Raw genomic sequence first — 18,257 nt, 5'->3', positions numbered from 1 at the left:
TACTGTATATAGTATGCCTTCCATTTTTTCTTCCTAATATTCAGGGTCAACAAAAATAATTAATCTTCTTTTTTTAATACTTCGCTTCTATATCTCATTACTTCATCTGCTGTCAGATTTTTTAGATGATATTTTATCAGTGCGTGAATTACATCAGTTTCTTTCATTATGGTTTTTTTATTAACCACAAATTTCATTAAAGCTTCTTTAATGTCTTCAACTTCATCTGATCTTAATTTATAGACTTTGCTCATAACTAAGTTACCAAGTAGATTTTTTTCATATTAACAAGATTTAAAGGTTGACAAGTTTACTTTAAAAAAATGTTTAATTCGTTAAACAAAGTTAAAAAGTAACTTTTATGGAAAAAGAACTAGCTTTCGAGACTGTAGCCAAGATCATCCACGATAGAGGAGTGGAGTTGATTGTTGGTGGTAATCCTGCATTTGAGACTGAATTTGTCCTTTTCTATATCGAATCAACAATGATGGCTTGGGGTTATAAGAGTCCAAAGGTTGCTGCTTACTGTGACGCAATCAAAGCAGAAAACGATAATTTTAGAGCTATGGGGCTTTGCTAATGGATAAGTATAAAAAGGGTAGTCTTGTTCGCACTTATCCCAAGGATGGCGATAATTCTATACGCACAGAGATTCAGTACAAAAAACAACCAATCCCCACTGTTTTATCGGGGGGAATGAAAAAGGAAGCAGTTGGAACCCCCATTAATAAGATGGGGGTAAAGAAATTCGATACTCGTCCACAAGACGCCGATATCCCGTACCAACACAATTCGCTATACACAATTCCATCAAGTCACATGATCATGACAAACGATGGCGTGAAGCACATTGAATACAGAATGCCTGCCGATAATGAGATTGCAGTTATCGACTGGGTAAATTTCACTATCGGTTTAGAGTCACTTGGAGATCGTCTTTGGCAAGAAGATGAATTCATTCTCGAATCACATCGTTGTACTGCTGCGGTGGACGTACTTGACCCACTTTTAGAACATATCTTTGGATTTTCAACGACTTCATGTCGTAACAATGGTCTTAATTTCTATAACCAAAGTTATGTATTAGGCGAAGACTTTGGCTTTGTCTGCATCGGTGGTCAACGTAATACGATCTTAATTATGATCAATGGACGTGGCTGCAACTTTGCTAAAAGTGGTTGGGAATTAAGACTTTATAACTTCTTAGTTACTCAAGCTAAACGAGCGAAATTAACTCGTGTAGATATTGCACATGATGACTTTGAAGGTAAAAACGTTAGTGTCGATTGGGGCAATATGCAAGATGGGCTAGGTGGCTTCCAACTTGGAAATCGTGCTCCAAACATAGAACATAAAGGCAATTGGCGCAGACCAAATGGTAAAGGACGTACCTTGTGTATTGGTAGTCGTGATTCAGGTAAGTATCTGAGACTGTACGAAAAAGGTCGTGCGGAGGGTGATCCTAACGACAATTGGCAACGTGCAGAGGTCGAATTTAAATCTATTGACCGTATCTTGCCATTCGACATGCTACTTGCACCATCAGAATTCTTCATAGCTGCTTATCCATGTTTCCGTGATCTAGCTGAGCATTTACAGCCTGAACGCATAGAAACAATTACAAAGACTGCTCAAATCAATTTCCAAACCGCTATTGAGAACATTAAGCATCAATACGGTAAATACATCAACGTCTTTAAAGACGTATTCGAACCTGAAGAACTCATTAATTTAATCTGTTGTGCTGATCCGCTTGCATTTCCCAAGCGACTTGATCATGTGCTTCTAACTGCTCGGAGAATGTAATGCATACATCAAAAGTAAAAATCTTAGGTGCTAAGGCTGTTGATTTCAAACCTGATGATAAATCGGGTCGTCATTATGATCATGTTGCTTTGTACTGTGAGATTCCAATGGATCTATCTCAAGGTACGGCAATCGGTAATGGTTGTGAGACTTTCAATTGGCAAGATTCTAGCAACATGGCTTTGTTACGACAATTCAAACAAAAAGACTTTCCAATCGAGGCTGATATCACATTTGACATGGTCACAACTGGTAAAGCTATGAAGTACGTTGTTGTTGATGTGAAGTTACCAACTGCACCAAGAACAACAGTATAAATACAGAAAATCCTTTGTATATCAAAGGTTTACATCTGATCATTATTCGACCTGTGCGTATAATGTATATTATGTTAAATAGAATATCTAAGACTGTAGCCTACACAACACTGTTTGTAGCTACAGCTCAGCAACGTGAATCACTACGATCTTAATTCACGTTGCTGAGTATTCCAAGTAACATAATATAAGTTATGCAGAAATCAGACCGCTACTCGACTTGCGTATCAGTCGATCCTACACAAGGTTAAATTTAAGATGAATGATTTAGTAAAAACCTCTCTATATCATCAATCATTCGTTCTACGTATTCTTTCGTGAATTGATCATAATCTCCATGGGCAGCGTTATTTCTTATATCAGCTAAGGCTGTAATTTGTTTTTGCTGGAGTTTGTTATAGACACTAGCCTTTGCTAATTCATCATTCAATTGAGTTAATTTTTTTCTCTCGATATCTATATTGTTGTTCAAACACAGCTCTTTGACTGCTGTTTCTAAAACTACGCCAGCAATTACTCCAGCAGCGTTTTTATAGCCATTTTCTAAAAGAGATTTAGCTTGTTCAAGTTCAGTCTCAAAAACCTCAGCTTGCACTATCTGTTTGAAAGATATTAAAAAACCATTTTTCAAATCATCATAAGTAGCAAGTAAAACTGGTAGTAAACGTTTAAATAATTTAGCATTAGTATCATAATATTGAATTTTCTCAGCTTTCAAAAATTCAGTAAAATGAATGGATCTATCCCCACAAGATAAAAGAAAAATATTTTTTGTCTTAATTTTCCATTCTAAAAATTTCCCTACATTATTGTCAGAAAAATTTTCATCTACTATACCTTCAACAGTAATTTTTGAATCAATTAAAGCATCTAATTGTCTAGCTTCTTTAATTAACTCTTCAAACCTATTTATAATTTTCAGACTCATAACTTTTGGACTCTAAAGATTAAAGCAATTTCGATTTCATATCACTCTGATGATTTAACAATCTTCCTCACAATATGCTCATGCGTCGGTACAAGACCTGCTTGCAATCCAAGTGGTTTAAATACTTTATCTAGGACAGATTGAGTGAGTTTTCCTTTGTCTTGTTCTATGTCCGTTAATGTCCGGCGACTAACACCAACCAAATTTGCGTATTGCTCCTGAGACATGCCAAGTATATTTTTTCTCAAATACGCCAATAATTGCCCCAATGTAATTTCATTCAATAGATATTGCATATATAGATCAATAAGAACTTGCTGGCGATCTTGAGGCTGATTTTTTATATTCATAATAGTTCCCATCTTTCTAATTTAGCTTCAACATAATCGAATGAAAGTGCTGGCATCTCCATAATCTGTTTTGGGACACCTTTATCAATTAACCGTTGTTTTAGCCCAACAAGATTGTTTGCTAATGATTTTAATGTCTTCATAGACAAATTTGGATCGCATAAATGTGCAAGTTTTTGGGTAATTTGCTCCCAACGATACTCTCCTCCTTCTTCATAAGGGCTTCCCCATGTCGTTGATCTTGTCACGACTTCTGGATCAGCTTTCATTGGTGCAAAATCATAAATTGGAGCAAGTGAAATTTTTCCAGATTTTTTTAGAAATGAGGTATTTCGCCCGTGATTATCAGAATTGCCAAAAATAATATTGAGCAAATCTCTTTGTAACCATTCACAAATGAATTGTGTAGCATCAAAATTTGAATCAATCACTGTCAGTAAATCACATAGGTTGTCTATTACTTCAAAATGATTAAGATGACTTCCTGAAGCCTTATTTAATACTGAATAAACAGATTCTAGACCATGACGTTGCCAACATTGATTGCGCCATTCCACATCAAATCTTGGCAACCATAATGATGGATATTTTTCACCTTCGATCAGCTTCATTTCTGTTGTTTCAATGGTATTGAAACCTAATTCTTTTAGTTCTTGATAGTAATAGTATTCCGCTCTGAGAATATTGCAGTCGATCTCACTACGATTATTTCGAGGAAATTTAACTAAATAGTGTTGATCAGGTTGATCAAAGTTTTGTTGATAGGTGTCAATCCAAATATTTTGATCTTTTGTCGCGCGAATCAGTAACTTGGGCGCTTCACCACCCGCTCCTGTTGCACCACCACTAATCGCGCCCATTTGCTGTGCATACTCAAGAAAATCAACATTTCGATCAGCAACATCATTTTGACTAAAATAACGTAAATGCAAAGTAGAGTCAGGATTTATAGGCGGAAGAGCTTCTTTAATTCGCAAGTTTCCTACGGGCGCAATTCCACCCTTTTCCAATAAAATACTATCTTGCTCAGCATAAGTGAGTCGTTGTAAGCCTAAAAAATTGACCCAATAACGGCGTGCTGCGCCTGAAGGAACAATATCATCCAAAAAACCAAACCATGAGCTAGATTCATGGTTTATAAGTATTTGTACAGGAAGTGAGAGACTACAGGCATGTTCATCTCGCTTGTCCAGATTTTGGATTGCGTATTCCAACTCGTAGACCAATTCACTGGCGCTTGCTGAGCCCAGTTTAGGTTCTAATAGTTTAAGTTCAGCGATATCTAACCAATTCTGGTCGAGTAAAGCCTGTATTGTTAATTTTTGCATTGATATAAAGGAGCAATTATTTTCTCAAAAATACTATAAAATTTGTTTTTTGTGAATATATTTGCTCAAAAATGTTTGTTACATGATTTATGAGCATAATTTTGCTCATTTTCTATTTATTCAATACGCATTTAATTTATTCAAAATTGCTTTATTCGATCTCATCTAAGAGCACTCAAGCAACTAAAGAAGAGTGTATGATTAGCTTCCTATTTACTTATGAATTTATCACTTAAATGAAGAATAGTTTTTCTGATCACAAGCAAATTAGTGTGGTTTCTACTTTTTCTGAGCTTATTGATTCCAATTTTCAAGGAGAAAGTAATGCAATTTGTTGGTATAGAAACTTAGTTGGTGATTTTCAAGAGATCATAGGAAAACTTGAGATAAAAGAGAATATTACAGAGGTTTCTGTTGACGAGCTTTTAGCATTGCAACTTTCAGAAAATGGTAATTTAGCAAGAAAAATTATTATTGCGGATATTCAACAATTAACAGTTCTCGGTGCATCACCAGTGCTTAACTTGATCCAAAACTATGAGCGAGATGATGAATTCGATTTTATTTCGACAGATGTTTATTCATTTCATGTTGATCGCTCGCCTATTCCCACTGATACTTTTTTATGTACTTACCATGGTGCAGCAAGTGAGATGTTGCCAAACGATCAGGTCGAACAAAAGATTTTGATTCTTGAAATCAGAGAAAAACTTAAGCAACTACATCATGGTCCGGAAAATGAGTTTGATAATTTTCTAGAAGAAAATTTCTTTGATCTGCATTATCAACCCAAACCAAATACAAAACCTGTGAGTTTAGGTTTAGGCCATTTATGGCGATTGGCTGTTGATCATCCATCACAACACGTTTTACCTTGTGTGCATCGTGCGCCTATCGAAAAAGAAAATGAATATAGACTGCTGTTGATCTGTTAAATCATAGACAAATCGATGAGTGTATATTCACTTTTAAGATGGCCGATCTATCAGAAATTTACACTCCAAGACAACTGTGCGGTACGTGGAGCGCCTAGGAACAAATAATCATCCCCAAAGAAGCTTCCTGCATCTCTCCAATACTTTTTATTGAATAGATTATCAACATTGAATCTCAACGTGTTTTCATAGCCATTAGCTTTAAAGTTATAAGCAGCACCAGCATTAAAAACTGTATAGCTCGGAACTTTTACGCTACCTGTTTTATTGGCATATTTACTTGCACTGTATTGCATACCTGCCAGTAATCTTAAACCTTCCACTTGTGGCAATTGATAGGATAAATAACTTGCAAAACGTACTTTAGGAACATTCTGGGTTTGATGACCTTGATATTCAGCGACATCAATCTCTTTTAAGCGTGAACGCGTCAGTGCCAAAGTTGAGATTATATCTAAATTTCCAGTTACCTGCCCTTGCAAACCAAGTTCTAAGCCTACGTTATGCTGTTTGCCATCAGTTAAATAATAGTTATCAGCATTAGTATATTGATGGTCTTGCTCTAGATTAAATATTGCTGCTGTAAACAACATAGATGGTAATTGATGTTTGATGCCCACTTCATATTGGGTGGATTTGATTGGGGCAAGTGTTTCAAATGCATTCCCGACAATTCCTTTTTCTTCATTACCTAATGCATACCACGGCGCTTGTCCACCATCACTTAGGCCTTTACTAAATGATGTATAAACTTGCGTATTTTCCCAAGGTTGATACATCACTGCAAATTGTGGCAAGAATCGGTTTAAATCTGTATCACGAATCTTATTCGCCGCTGCATCATAAGCTTTTTCATCTAAAGAAAGGATTTTTCCCCCCATGAGAACTGACCATGAGTCATTAAAACGGATTTGGTCTAGTAGATTTAATGCGGTTTGCTGACTATCAAGGGATTTATATCGATTGCCTAAGGCTACATCTGTAGGCGCATAGTTCACTGTATTGTTGTAGATATTACCCATACCAACGAGTTCATTGATTGCATCATATTGTGCACGTCGTTTATAGGTATGAGATAACTCGATATTTAAGCTATGTTGCCATGTCCCTGTTGTGAACTTGCCGTTTAACCCTGTTTTAAACTGATTTGTTAAATAACTATCATCTGGACTACGGAAATCATAAATATCGTAGTTACCATTCTTATCAAAGGTATTGCCTAAACCTGTAAATTCACAAATCTCACTATAACAACCCCATGGGAATGCTGAATAGTCATCAACGGTCACACGGCTTTGCGAAGCAGATAAGTTTGCTGTCCAATCATCATTGAGACGATGCGTATATTTTAAACTTGTATTCAGGCTCTCATTAGTAACGGGTTTACTCCAGCTTTGATAACCCAGTAAACGATCCCATTCCACATTAGTCGGTACAGTTTTCCCATCTAATAATTGATAGCCTGGTACCGAGCGCCGACGTTGGCGTTGTGATTCAATATCGAACTCAAGTTTTGAATCATCAGAAATCTGCCAATCCAGAGCAACTGAACCAAATAAACGCTTTCCATTGGTATGTTCTACATATGGATGAATCTCTTCATGCGCTAGATTGATTCGATAACCAAATTGTTGATTTTCACCTAGCATATCACCGATATCCGTTGCGACACGATAACCAACCTGACTATCTGTTTCTAGCGTAACTGAACGAATGTCTTTTGGTCGTTTAGTCACATAGTTAACAACTCCTCCGGGTGTAGACATACCACTTTGAATCGCGCTAATACCTTTTAAGATTTCTACTTGTTCTTTATTTTCTAGCGCTACGTTTTGTTCGCCTCTCAACACGTTACCATTGAGTAGATAACTTGATCCTAGATTGAGCGCAAAACCACGCATCACAAAGTTTGAATAATAGCCAATAGGTGCGTAGCCCTCGCCGACCGCTGCATCATTTTTTACAATATCTTTTAGCGTTTTTGCGTGTTGATCTGCAATAAGGTCGGCATTAATAATATTGATTGATGCAGGGATTTTGGCAATGGTTTGTTCAGCAAAGCCAGATAAATTTACGCTGTTCTGATGATTGGCATTTTGCTCAGCTGTAACTGTAATTGTTGGGAGACGTTGTATCTCATTTTCTTGTTCCGCATATGCTGTTGTTGAACTAAATCCGAGGTAAGAAAATGAACCTACGGCTAATAATGCGCTTTGTAAACGAGAAAATGGAAAAGTTTTCACAGTATTGCTTAACCCCAAAAAAGATAATTTTATAGCTTCAACTTTGTGGCATGAGTATTCACAATTTTATTGGATTGAACAAGCATATTCGCTTACATATCTCTGATTTTTTAATGTGCTCGATATTCCGACAAAGAAAATGCCAGATTGAATGAAAACATGCTAATATTTCGAAAATGACAATATGCTATGTCAAATTAAAAAAAGGAATTGATATGCTAAAAATGCAACAAGTCAATATCACTCAAGAGTTCAATGCACCTGTCGAGAAGGTATTTGCGATTCTCAGTGAACATGAAAATTTAAATAAACTTTTCGCTCCAGCAAAAGTGACTCGTTTGAGCGATGGTCAAGATGCACGTAATGGGGTTGGCTCAGCACGTAAGCTATCTATTCCACTGACGCCTTCATTTGTCGAAACAAATTTGGTGTATAAAGAAAATGAACTAATTGAATACGCAATTACCAGTGGTATCGCACCGATCAAAGCGCATCGCGGTGTGATGAAGTTTACTGATCTGGGAAATAATCGTAGTCGTTTGGACTATACGATTAGCTTTAAAGGGCGTGTGCCATTTATTGGTCCGATCGTTAAATTCGCATTACAAAATGGTGTAAGCCGTGGACTTAAAAAACTAAAAGTATAATTCTCTAATCTTTGAACTAAACTCCCCTATTTTTTAATGGTGGGAGTTTTTATTTGATGTAATGATCAACTTTTATTTGAAAAATAATCTCTAAAATAACATTTAGCTTATTTTTACGATAAATTAGAGCTATTCAACAACTTCACTCAGGGAAAGAGATGACACTTAAGCAGTTAAAGGCATTTTTGGCACTTGCGCGTACTTTAAATTATGCCAATGCTTCGCTAGAGCTTCATTTGAGCCAATCTGCTTTAAGTCTAAGTATCAAAAGTTTAGAGGAAGAACTCGGCGGTAAACTTTTTAATCGCAACACGCGCCGTGTTGAATTGACTCAAGAAGGTAAATCTCTTATTCCCTACGCAAAAAAACTACTGGCGAATTGGGATGAAATGGAAAATGACGTTAAACAACGTTTTAAATTAAATCGCGGTACGCTGAGTATCGCCTCGATGCCCTTTTTTACCCATGCGATCTTACCCGATGTGATTCATTCTTTTTTATCTGAGCATCCAAATCTTAATTTCTCGATCCACGATATTCCAAATGAAACCATTATTGAAAAAGTTCAAGATGGCATCTTTGAGTTAGGCATTTGTTTTGAACCAGAACTGACAGAAGGCTTAGAGTTTGTTCCTTTGTTTGATGAAGACTTTCTGGCCTTACTTCCTAAAAAACATCCCTTAGCAGACAAAGTGCGTATTACGTGGCAACAATTGTTTGCCAATCCTTTTATTACCCTACAAAAGCCATCAATTGTTCGTCACCTAGTTGAGCAAAATTGTTTACGCAACAATATGACTTTAGATTTAAAAATTGAATGCCATCAGATTTCTTCATTATCTAGTTTTGTTGCACATGGCATTGGGGTAAGCGCGATTCCTCGTCATTTTGCCAAGCATATAGACTTAACAGAGAATGTGTTACTCGAACTGGAAGATGGAACCATTCACAAAACGGTTGGTATCGTCTATAAAAAGAATTTTGAAATATCACATATTTCGGCACAATTTATTGAGTCGTTGATAAGGTATAAATTTTAAATAACTCATTATTGCAATTGGTCTTATATTTTTCACTTGTAAATAAATATATTTATTATTAATAATTTCAATAATTTGTGACCTAAAGTCTATTATTTTTTTAGATTAAAATCTGTCCAAATAAATCAATTTATTAATTAAACTCATTAATCCTTGAGAAAAATCAACTTCTATCTACCTAGTCCTAATGCTAAAACTAAATCACTAAGGGACGATAGGACAATAATAGAATGAATAAGGTATATGCCAGTGCTGAGGCTGCAATCAAAGATGTGGTTGCGAATAACCAAACCCTTGCCGTGGGCGGTTTTGGGTTATGTGGAATTCCTGAGCAGCTCATTGTGGCGGTTAAAGAAAGTGGTGTAACAGGTCTGACTTGTATTTCGAATAATGCAGGTGTCGATGATTTTGGCCTAGGTATTTTATTGCATACGAAACAGATCAAAAAAATGATCTCATCTTATGTGGGTGAAAATAAAGAATTCGAGCGTCAATATCTAAATGGCGAGCTTGAAGTTGAATTAACTCCACAAGGAACATTGGCGGAAAAATTACGCGCTGGTGGTGCTGGTATTCCAGCTTTTTATACGAAAACTGGTGTGGGTACTTTGATTGCTGAAGGCAAAGAAGAACGCATTTTTCATGGTAAAAAATACATTTTAGAAGAATCTCTTACTGCTGATGTTTCTCTTATTAAAGCTTACAAGGCAGATAAAGCAGGAAATTTAATATTCCGTAAGACGGCGCAGAACTTTAATCCTGAATGTGCAATGGCTGGGAAAATCACCATTGCCGAAGTGGAGCAAATCGTTGAGATTGGTGAATTAGATCCAGATGAAATCCATTTACCAGGGATTTATGTGAATCGCATTATTTTAAATGCTTCACCTGAAAAACGTATCGAACAAAAAACTTTAAGCATGGAGGCAGTTTAAAATGGCTTGGTCACGTAATGAAATGGCACAGCGTGCTGCACAAGAACTCGAAGATGGCTTCTATGTGAACTTAGGTATTGGTTTACCTACCCTTGTTGCTAACTACATTCCAAAAAACATGAATGTATGGTTGCAGTCTGAAAATGGATTGCTTGGTATCGGCGCATTTCCTACTGAAGAAACCTTAGATGCAGATTTAATCAATGCTGGTAAGCAAACGATTACTGCACGTGTGGGTGCGGCATTTTTCTCAAGTTCAGAATCTTTCGCAATGATCCGTGGCGGTCATGTCAATATTGCGATATTAGGCGCGATGGAAGTTTCTGAGCAAGGCGACTTAGCCAATTGGATGATTCCAGGTAAGAAAGTCAAAGGTATGGGCGGTGCAATGGACTTGGTTGCAGGTGTTCAAAAAGTTGTGGTTCTGATGGAACACTGTGCGAAAGACGGTACGCCAAAGATTGTGAAAAACTGTAGCTTACCCCTTACAGGTCAAGCCGTTGTCCATCGTGTGATTACAGATTTAGGTGTAATGGATATTATGTCTGAAGGTGTTGAACTGATTGAACTCGCAAAAGATGTGACACTCGAGCAAATTCGTGCGGTAACAGGTGTGCCATTAATTTTTGATAAATCTTTAGTGGCTTAATGAGATTGGATATTCTGCTCTAGTCTGTTGAACTGGAGCAGTTTTATAACAACATACATTTAAAGAGATATAAAAATGAGTTCTATTGTTATTGTGTCAGGTAGTCGTACCGCGATGGGCGGTTTTCAAGGTAGTCTTTCTAGTTTAACCGCCCCAGAATTAGGTGCTGCTGTAATCCGTGAATCTATCCAACGTGCGGGTATTGCTCCAGAGCAAGTCAATGAAGTGATTTTTGGCTGTGTGTTAAGTGCAGGCATTGGTCAAGGCCCTGCTCGTCAAGCAATGCGTAAAGCGGGTATTCCAGATCATGTTGGCGCTGTGACCATCAATAAACTTTGTGGTTCTGCGATGAAAGCAGTTCTGATGGCATCAGATGCATTGAAAGCTGGTAGTGCAAATATTGTGGTTGCAGGTGGTATGGAATCTATGACCAATGCACCATATATCTTACCTAAAGCACGTGGTGGCTACCGTATGGGACATGGTGAAATCAAAGACCATATGTTCTTGGATGGTTTAGAAGATGCTGAAACGGGTCGTTTAATGGGTTCATTTGCTCAGGATATGGCAAATACCAAAGGCTTCACCCGTGAGCAAATGGATAACTTTGCGATTTCTTCACTCAAAAAAGCTCAAACAGCAATTACAGAAGGATATTTCAAAGATGAAATCGTCCCTGTTGAAGTTAAAACACGTAAAGGTGTTGAAGTGATTGATCAAGATGAGCAACCACTCAAAGCAAATCTAGATAAAATCCCAACGCTACGCCCTGCTTTTAGCAAAGACGGTACGATTACGGCAGCCAATTCAAGTTCGATTTCGGATGGTGCCGCCGCTTTGGTGCTTTCTACAGAAGACTATGTTCAAGCAAATGGTTTAAATGTCTTGGCTAAGATTGTAGCTACTTCGAGTCATTCGCAACATCCAAGTGAGTTTACGATTGCTCCAATTAGTGCGATTCAAAAAGTACTTGATCGTGCTGGCTGGTCGGTTGAAGATGTCGATGCATGGGAAATCAATGAAGCTTTCGCGATGGTGGCTATGGCACCGATTCATGAGTTAGGTATTGATGAAGCTAAAGTCAATATTCACGGTGGTGCATGTGCGTTAGGTCATCCGATTGGTGCGACAGGTTCACGTATTATTCTTTCATTGATCTATGCATTAAAACGTTTAGGCAAAAAGAAAGGTGTTGCGGCATTGTGTATCGGTGGTGGTGAAGCAACAGCTGTGGCCATCGAAATTTAAACTATAAAAATCAGCAAAGCACCTCAATCGAGGTGCTTTTTTTCTGCATGAAAAGTGGAATAGTTTAAAATATTTATCTTTAAAACCTCTAAGATCTTTGATCGTCTCTGTGACAAATCAATTACTCAAGAATGAATTATGATTTAGTGGGAAATAATGTGCACTTAAAGAAAAAAGCACATCCAATTAATAGATGTGCCTTTAATGATTGAAAGATAATCAACAAGAAACTAAATTAAGCATTACCCGATTCGGTTAAATTGGTTTTAACTTCTTCTACTTGTTGTTCTTCATCAAATTTATGACGTTTTAGGCTTAATATCGCACAGATTGCAATCATCGCTGGAATAGAAATCATCACAAAATTCATGGTATGCGGTAAGTTTAAGGTCAATAACAACCCTGTCAAAATAGGTCCCACGATGGCACCAATTCGCCCAACACCAGAAGCACAGCCGATCCCTGTAGAGCGAACGCTTAATGGATAATATTGCGCAACATAGCTATAAAGAAGAATTGAAGTTCCAATCGTCGCCGCACCCGCAACAGTCACTAAACCATATAACACATAAGCTGGAGAGTTAAATCCTAAGCCGATCAGTGCCACAACACCTGCCATGAGCATACCCATGATCACAGGTTTCAAATGGAATTTATCTGAAAGAATACCGCCACCAATTGAACCAATCATTGCGCCAACATTCAAAGCAAATAAGAATAAGATACTCTTACCAAGTGAATAACCTGCTGCAAGCATGAGTTTTGGTAACCAGCTACTTAATGCGTAAACCATCAGTAGGCACATAAAGAACAATACCCAGAACATCAGTGTGTTGAATGCGCGACCTTGTTGGAATAACCCTTTAACCGAGCTACCAGTTGGAATATTTTCCTCATTTAGCGTTAAACGAGTATTGCTGCTGATGGCTTGTTGAGGTGAGATTTTTTTTACAATGCTTTGTGCTTGCTCAGTTTTACCTGTTTTGACCAAAAAGGTTAAAGATTCAGGCAAAAATTTCCACATTACAGGTAATAAAAGTAATGGTATGCCTGCAATCAAGAACATGATTTGCCAACCATGGCTTTCAACCAAATAGCTTCCTATCAGTGCTGACAAGATTCCGCCGATTGCATAACCACTAAACATCGTGCCGACTAAGGTACTGCGAATACGTTTAGGGGCATATTCTGAGGTGAGTGCGACGAGATTCGGCATTACCCCGCCGATCCCTAAGCCAGCTAAGAACCGTAAAATACCGAACTCAAAAGGATTAGATGCAAACGCACCTAAAAAAGTAAACCCACTAAAAAAAGTCACACAAATTAAAATTACATTTTTGCGTCCGATTTTATCTGCCAATGCACCGAATAGCATGGCGCCGAACATCATGCCGCACAATGCGGTACTGGCAAGCATGCCTGCTTGTACAGAAGTAAGTGACCACTCCTGCATCAGTAATGGTAAAACCACACCATAAATGACCAGATCGTAACCATCAAAAATAATAATCAATAAACACCAAAGTAAAATACTCCAGTGAAAAGGCGTAAACTTTGCTTCGTCAATTACTGCATTTACATTAACTGTAGATGTTGTCATTCTGCATCTCCTCAATGAGATAAATTCCTAATCATTATTAAAGCGACATACTGCACCTTAAAGAAAAAACATATAATTCAAGGTTTTATTTATATTAAAAATCATAACTCGCCATCATATTGATACGGTTATCTGTCCCTGTACGACCATCAAAGGTTTCGCGCTCACCATAGACATATTCCATACCTAGCGTGATCGGTTTGTATGGGTTGTACATGCCGTTAATCCAGCCTTGCCATAATTCTTTATTTTGATTTGAACTGTCTTTATTTAGACGAGCGAAGCTATTGTCACTTTTGGCTTTCATATAGCCATAGCCTAAAGTTGAGCGGAACTGTGAGGTAAATTGATGTGTAATTCCCGTAGAAATGGAGTCAAATTCATTGCTATGTATATTGTTTTGTTCATCAATGGCATAGCTGCTATTGCTCCACATTAGGAAGCGTCCATCTCCTTTAATGTGGTTATAATCAGCTTTGATAAAGGTTTTTGGGTGAAATTGATACTTTCCACCGATACCCACACCCCATGCCCAAGTATTATCATTGCTAGTTTTTTTCTCTGCCACAAAACTACGCCCAGACAGCATCGAACCATTTTCAAATTTATGATTTACACGTCCAACAAAGGCAGGTAAACGCATTTTATTATCAGGATCAGAGCTTGCTGTGTATTTAGGATCTTCAACGGATAATGCAAAGCTGGTATTGGCCGTAATGTTGTCACTATAACGAACCAAGGGTGAGCGTTGTAATGCTCCACCCACATAGGTCGCAGCATCAATCGTTTCTGGATAATACTCAGGTGCAATGAAAGTAGACCATGTTTGACCCAGTAGCCATTTGTCAAAGGTTAAATAGGCATGACGGATACGGAATTGATCGCGTGAAGCGCCACCAAAGAAATCCATTTCTAGTTTCCCACCTACATCGCCTGCTGCTGTTGGTGTGGTGAAATTGAGTCCTATGCGTGAGACATTGGCAGTTGAATGTAAACGATCTTTTTGTTGTGCTGCTTCCGCTGTATCCTTGAGTGGTACACCACTGATATTGTTGTACGTCGTGGATGCGCCTTTCGCTTGATAAGACGCATCGGCACGGATATAACCATATAGACTAACTTCTGCACCAGATTTTAGTTTCAACTGTGATGCTTGTGGGCTTGATGAAATTGTTGCCTTGGCTTGTGTTGTGGATTGGGTTGATGCAGGTTGCTGAACATAATGTTGTAGCATTGCTCTTAATTCTTGTACTTCTTGCCGTAATTGTGCAACTTCATCACGTTCGGAAGCCGCATATACAGAAGGCATAGCGGCAACAACAGACAGCGCCAATATGCTTTTTTGTACCGTCAATTTTAACTTTTTCATTAAAGTAAGTTTCCTTCTTTTTTGATCCTAAATACCCTTAAGATCGCTATTTGTTTGCGTTATATCCTTTGCAGTTAGTTGCACTGCATCGCATTTCTTGTTTTAAAGCTTTAACTGTTGGTTTTATTTAAATTCCACCTCCTATAGATATGCTGATATTTTGAAATTCCTACTTTTTAAAAGACAAAATGATCTCACAGCGGTGATATAAACCACTGCTAATTAACCATTTGGTAAAAAATAGATGCTAGGTTTAAGTTTGCGTACTCATCTTTATTCCTTCATAGATTTAAGCCCCTGATTAGGATGCTTGTGCAGAAAACGCATGACGTTTCTTTTTCTGCGCGATCAATCCTTGATACATTAAAATTTGGCTATATGAAGACACATTCATAAAACCTGTGTGGTGAAGTAATTCCTGATATTCATCAAATGAAACAGTGAAAAAATCGCTTTCCATTCGTTCTAACATTTTCTGACATTGTGCTTCAGTCAAACCTTGTGCAAAGCAGACATAACGTAAAGCTTGAAATTGCTGAGGGTCTGTACAGGTCATCAAATCATAGGTCAGTAAGATTCCATTTTCTTTTAAATGATCATGGATCTCTGTAAAAAAAGTAGGCTTGTTTTCATCAGCAATAAAATGCGCCACTAAAATTGTCAGTGCTGCATCAAAACAAATTTGATCAGGTAAATGTGAAGTGTCACCATGCACAAATTCAACTTGTGCGCACTTATTCAATTGATTGACTCTCGCCTGTGCTTTCTCAAGCATGGCTAAGGAAGGATCAAGCGCTGTAAATTTCCAGTGCGGATGCCTGTTTAAAAGATATTCCAGCTCATAACCCGTCCCACATCCCACAATCAGGATATGAGCATCTGGTTTTAAGGTAGACTGTAAAATCGCATCTACTTGTTGATGAATGATTTCATATCCTGGTATTAATTTACGGATATGCTGATCGTATTCTTCAACCACTTTTGGACTGCTGAAATCTTTTGCCATGCGTCCTGATCCTTTGCCTTTGCAACTTTAAAATGCTGCTTTTTCTACTTGATGTAAAACATCATTTAGTCGAATACAGTCCCTGTTAGATTCAGTTCAGCGCGCATAATTTCCTGTAACTTAAACTTCTGGGCCTTACCTGATGCGGTCATAGGAAATTCATTAAAGAATTTGACATAACGAGGCACTTTATTATGTGAGATATGCTCTTTACAGAAATTACGGATACTTTCTTCATTGGTCTGGTGGTGTTCATGCAAAATAATGCAGGCGCATAGCTCCTCACCATAACGTGTATCAGGTAGACCAATCACTTGTACATCACAGATCGCAGGATGGGTGTACAAGAAGTCTTCTATTTCTTTTGGAAATAGATTTTCACCACCGCGAATCACCACATCTTTGATACGACCTTTGATTTTGACGAAGCCCTCTGCATCCATCTCCGCAATATCACCAGTATGCATCCAGCCAGCGTTATCAATCACTTCACGAGTTTTTTCTTCTTCGCCCCAATATCCAGCCATCACAGAGTAACCTCGAACACATAGTTCACCTAATGTGCCTTGAGGAACAATTTGCCCTTCGAGATCAACAATTTTAATTTCTACATGAGGATGAACATGTCCAACCGTACTGACGCGTTTATCAATGGTGTCACTCACTGAGCTTTGTACACTTACAGGTGAAGTCTCAGTCATGCCATAACAAATCGTAATTTCTGACATATGCATGCGATCAATCACACGCTGCATAATTTCACGTGGGCATGGGCTTCCCGCCATGATCCCTGTGCGTAAACTGGAGAGATCAAACTTGTTAAACTGTTCATGCTCTAAGATGGCGATGAACATGGTTGGTACGCCGTATGCTGCTGTACAACGTTCGTTGTGAATTGTCTTTAGTGTTTCAAGTGGATTAAACACTGCTGATGGATACACCATCGTAGAACCATGTGTGATACAGGCTAGATTTCCCATGACCATACCGAAACAGTGGAATAAAGGTACTGATATACACACTTTATCTTGTGGCGTTAAACGAATACCCTCTCCTACAAAATAACCATTATTCAAAATGTTATGATGGGTGAGCATCGTGCCTTTAGGATTGCCTGTTGTACCTGATGTAAATTGGATATTAATGGTTTCATCAAACTGCAACTGTTGCGTTGCTAACTGTAATTGATCGAGTTGTTGTTGTGTTGGGGGGACGACCAGATCACTGAAACGATGAATACCTGTATGCTGTTTTTCATCAATTTTGATCACAAACTTTAAGAAAGGCAGACGTTCTGAATGGATTTGTTTATTGGTACAGAAATCAATTTCAGGTGCTATGCGTGTCAGAAGCTCTTGATAATCTGTGGTTTTAAACTGCGATGCGATAATCAATCCTTTGCAAGAAACTTTATTTAACACATATTCGAGTTCATGGCTTTTATAGGCGGGATTTAGATTGACTAAAATGATCCCTGCTTTAAATGCTGCAAACTGAGTGATTGTCCATTCGACACAGTTCGGTGACCAAATACCGAGTCGATCGCCTTTTTTCACACCAAGCTGAAGCAAGCTACAAGCAAAAGCATTTACTTCATCTTGCAACTCTTTGTAGCTTAATCGTCTATTCTGATGTGAACTTACGATTGCTTCTCGCTCAGCGTATTGCTGGCATGCTTGGTCGAATTTTTCTCCAATCGTCATCCCAATTAAAGGCTGCGAACTTGGTCCAGAGGCGTAGCTTAACCGTACGTGTTGCATTGAATCATTCTCCTTGATTCTTTCTAATTCTCATCTTAACTGGTCTAATTGTTGTTACTGCAACTACTCTTCAAACCGCCTATTCCATGATGTTAA

18 protein-coding genes are annotated in these 18,257 nt (G+C 38.0%); 9 read left to right on the top strand and 9 right to left on the bottom strand.

Annotated elements, in window-relative coordinates; all coding sequences use genetic code 11:
* Positions 1 to 59: 59 nt before the first annotated feature.
* A complete protein-coding gene (locus HMPREF0023_RS05535; protein WP_008941420.1) occupies positions 60 to 254 on the bottom strand; it encodes a hypothetical protein in 195 nt (64 codons plus the stop codon).
* 107 nt (positions 255 to 361) lie between these two features.
* Here HMPREF0023_RS05535 and HMPREF0023_RS05530 point away from each other — a divergent pair, with 107 nt between their 5' ends.
* The 3 genes from HMPREF0023_RS05530 to HMPREF0023_RS05520 are packed head-to-tail and all read left to right on the top strand — an operon-like array spanning position 362 to position 2,123.
* Positions 362 to 580, top strand: a complete 219-nt coding sequence (locus HMPREF0023_RS05530; RefSeq protein WP_008941419.1) for a hypothetical protein — start codon at positions 362 to 364, stop codon at positions 578 to 580.
* Positions 580 to 1,806: a replication initiation factor domain-containing protein gene (locus tag HMPREF0023_RS05525; protein WP_008941418.1), complete on the top strand. Its 1,227-nt coding sequence runs from the start codon at positions 580 to 582 to the stop codon at positions 1,804 to 1,806. Before HMPREF0023_RS05530 ends, HMPREF0023_RS05525 begins: the two co-directional genes overlap by 1 nt.
* Positions 1,806 to 2,123, top strand: a complete 318-nt coding sequence (locus tag HMPREF0023_RS05520) for a hypothetical protein (protein WP_008941417.1) — start codon at positions 1,806 to 1,808, stop codon at positions 2,121 to 2,123. Before HMPREF0023_RS05525 ends, HMPREF0023_RS05520 begins: the two co-directional genes overlap by 1 nt.
* A 253-nt stretch (positions 2,124 to 2,376) precedes the next feature.
* Here HMPREF0023_RS05520 and HMPREF0023_RS05515 read toward each other — a convergent pair whose 3' ends face one another.
* Genes HMPREF0023_RS05515 through HMPREF0023_RS05505 form a run of 3 tightly spaced genes read right to left on the bottom strand, consistent with a single transcriptional unit; the run spans position 2,377 to position 4,729 of the window.
* The gene (locus HMPREF0023_RS05515) at positions 2,377 to 3,051 is read right to left on the bottom strand and encodes a HEPN domain-containing protein (RefSeq protein WP_008941416.1); all 675 of its coding nucleotides are present in this window, start codon (positions 3,049 to 3,051) and stop codon (positions 2,377 to 2,379) included.
* A 41-nt stretch (positions 3,052 to 3,092) separates the two neighbouring features.
* Positions 3,093 to 3,401 carry a helix-turn-helix domain-containing protein gene (locus HMPREF0023_RS05510; protein WP_017395671.1) on the bottom strand — a complete coding sequence of 103 codons (309 nt, stop codon included), beginning with the start codon at positions 3,399 to 3,401 and terminating at the stop codon, positions 3,093 to 3,095.
* Positions 3,398 to 4,729: a type II toxin-antitoxin system HipA family toxin gene (locus HMPREF0023_RS05505; RefSeq protein ID WP_008941415.1), complete on the bottom strand. Its 1,332-nt coding sequence runs from the start codon at positions 4,727 to 4,729 to the stop codon at positions 3,398 to 3,400. The genes HMPREF0023_RS05510 and HMPREF0023_RS05505 overlap by 4 nt, the downstream gene beginning before the upstream one ends.
* A gap of 236 nt (positions 4,730 to 4,965) precedes the next feature.
* On the opposite strand from HMPREF0023_RS05505, the gene HMPREF0023_RS05500 reads away from it, so the two are divergent.
* A complete protein-coding gene (locus tag HMPREF0023_RS05500; RefSeq protein ID WP_008941414.1) occupies positions 4,966 to 5,664 on the top strand; it encodes a DUF1826 domain-containing protein in 699 nt (232 codons plus the stop codon).
* 50 nt (positions 5,665 to 5,714) lie between these two features.
* On the opposite strand, the gene HMPREF0023_RS05495 is transcribed toward HMPREF0023_RS05500, so the two are convergent.
* Positions 5,715 to 7,907 carry a TonB-dependent siderophore receptor gene (locus HMPREF0023_RS05495; RefSeq protein WP_008941413.1) on the bottom strand — a complete coding sequence of 731 codons (2,193 nt, stop codon included), beginning with the start codon at positions 7,905 to 7,907 and terminating at the stop codon, positions 5,715 to 5,717.
* Positions 7,908 to 8,122: 215 nt separating this feature from the next.
* On the opposite strand from HMPREF0023_RS05495, the gene HMPREF0023_RS05490 reads away from it, so the two are divergent.
* The 5 genes from HMPREF0023_RS05490 to HMPREF0023_RS05470 all read left to right on the top strand — a co-directional run bounded on the left by HMPREF0023_RS05490 (position 8,123) and on the right by HMPREF0023_RS05470 (position 12,426).
* Complete coding sequence (locus HMPREF0023_RS05490) at positions 8,123 to 8,554, top strand: SRPBCC family protein (protein WP_005090537.1); 432 nt, start codon at positions 8,123 to 8,125, stop codon at positions 8,552 to 8,554.
* A gap of 158 nt (positions 8,555 to 8,712) precedes the next feature.
* On the top strand, positions 8,713 to 9,594 hold the full coding sequence (locus HMPREF0023_RS05485; protein ID WP_008941411.1) for a LysR family transcriptional regulator: 882 nt from the start codon (positions 8,713 to 8,715) through the stop codon (positions 9,592 to 9,594).
* A gap of 230 nt (positions 9,595 to 9,824) precedes the next feature.
* Entirely contained in the window at positions 9,825 to 10,529 is a 705-nt protein-coding gene (locus HMPREF0023_RS05480; protein ID WP_008941410.1) for a CoA transferase subunit A, read from the top strand.
* 1 nt (position 10,530) lies between these two features.
* Entirely contained in the window at positions 10,531 to 11,178 is a 648-nt protein-coding gene (locus tag HMPREF0023_RS05475) for a CoA transferase subunit B (RefSeq protein WP_008941409.1), read from the top strand.
* Between the two features lie 75 nt (positions 11,179 to 11,253).
* On the top strand, positions 11,254 to 12,426 hold the full coding sequence (locus HMPREF0023_RS05470) for a thiolase family protein (protein ID WP_008941408.1): 1,173 nt from the start codon (positions 11,254 to 11,256) through the stop codon (positions 12,424 to 12,426).
* A gap of 235 nt (positions 12,427 to 12,661) precedes the next feature.
* Here the strand turns inward: HMPREF0023_RS05470 and HMPREF0023_RS05465 are convergent, their stop codons facing one another.
* The 4 genes from HMPREF0023_RS05465 to HMPREF0023_RS05450 form a co-directional block, all read right to left on the bottom strand.
* A complete protein-coding gene (locus HMPREF0023_RS05465) occupies positions 12,662 to 14,026 on the bottom strand; it encodes an MFS transporter (RefSeq protein WP_008941407.1) in 1,365 nt (454 codons plus the stop codon).
* Between the two features lie 94 nt (positions 14,027 to 14,120).
* Entirely contained in the window at positions 14,121 to 15,395 is a 1,275-nt protein-coding gene (locus tag HMPREF0023_RS05460) for a DcaP family trimeric outer membrane transporter (RefSeq protein WP_008941406.1), read from the bottom strand.
* Positions 15,396 to 15,696: 301 nt separating this feature from the next.
* On the bottom strand, positions 15,697 to 16,401 hold the full coding sequence (locus HMPREF0023_RS05455; RefSeq protein ID WP_008941405.1) for a class I SAM-dependent methyltransferase: 705 nt from the start codon (positions 16,399 to 16,401) through the stop codon (positions 15,697 to 15,699).
* Between the two features lie 65 nt (positions 16,402 to 16,466).
* Positions 16,467 to 18,161 (bottom strand): AMP-binding protein, encoded by a 1,695-nt coding sequence (locus HMPREF0023_RS05450; RefSeq protein ID WP_008941404.1) that lies wholly within the window; start codon positions 18,159 to 18,161, stop codon positions 16,467 to 16,469.
* Positions 18,162 to 18,257: the final 96 nt, after the last annotated feature.

The organism is Acinetobacter sp. ATCC 27244, from assembly GCF_000156555.1.
Taxonomy (GTDB): domain Bacteria; phylum Pseudomonadota; class Gammaproteobacteria; order Pseudomonadales; family Moraxellaceae; genus Acinetobacter; species Acinetobacter haemolyticus.
This window is presented reverse-complemented; position numbering and strand designations above follow the sequence as displayed.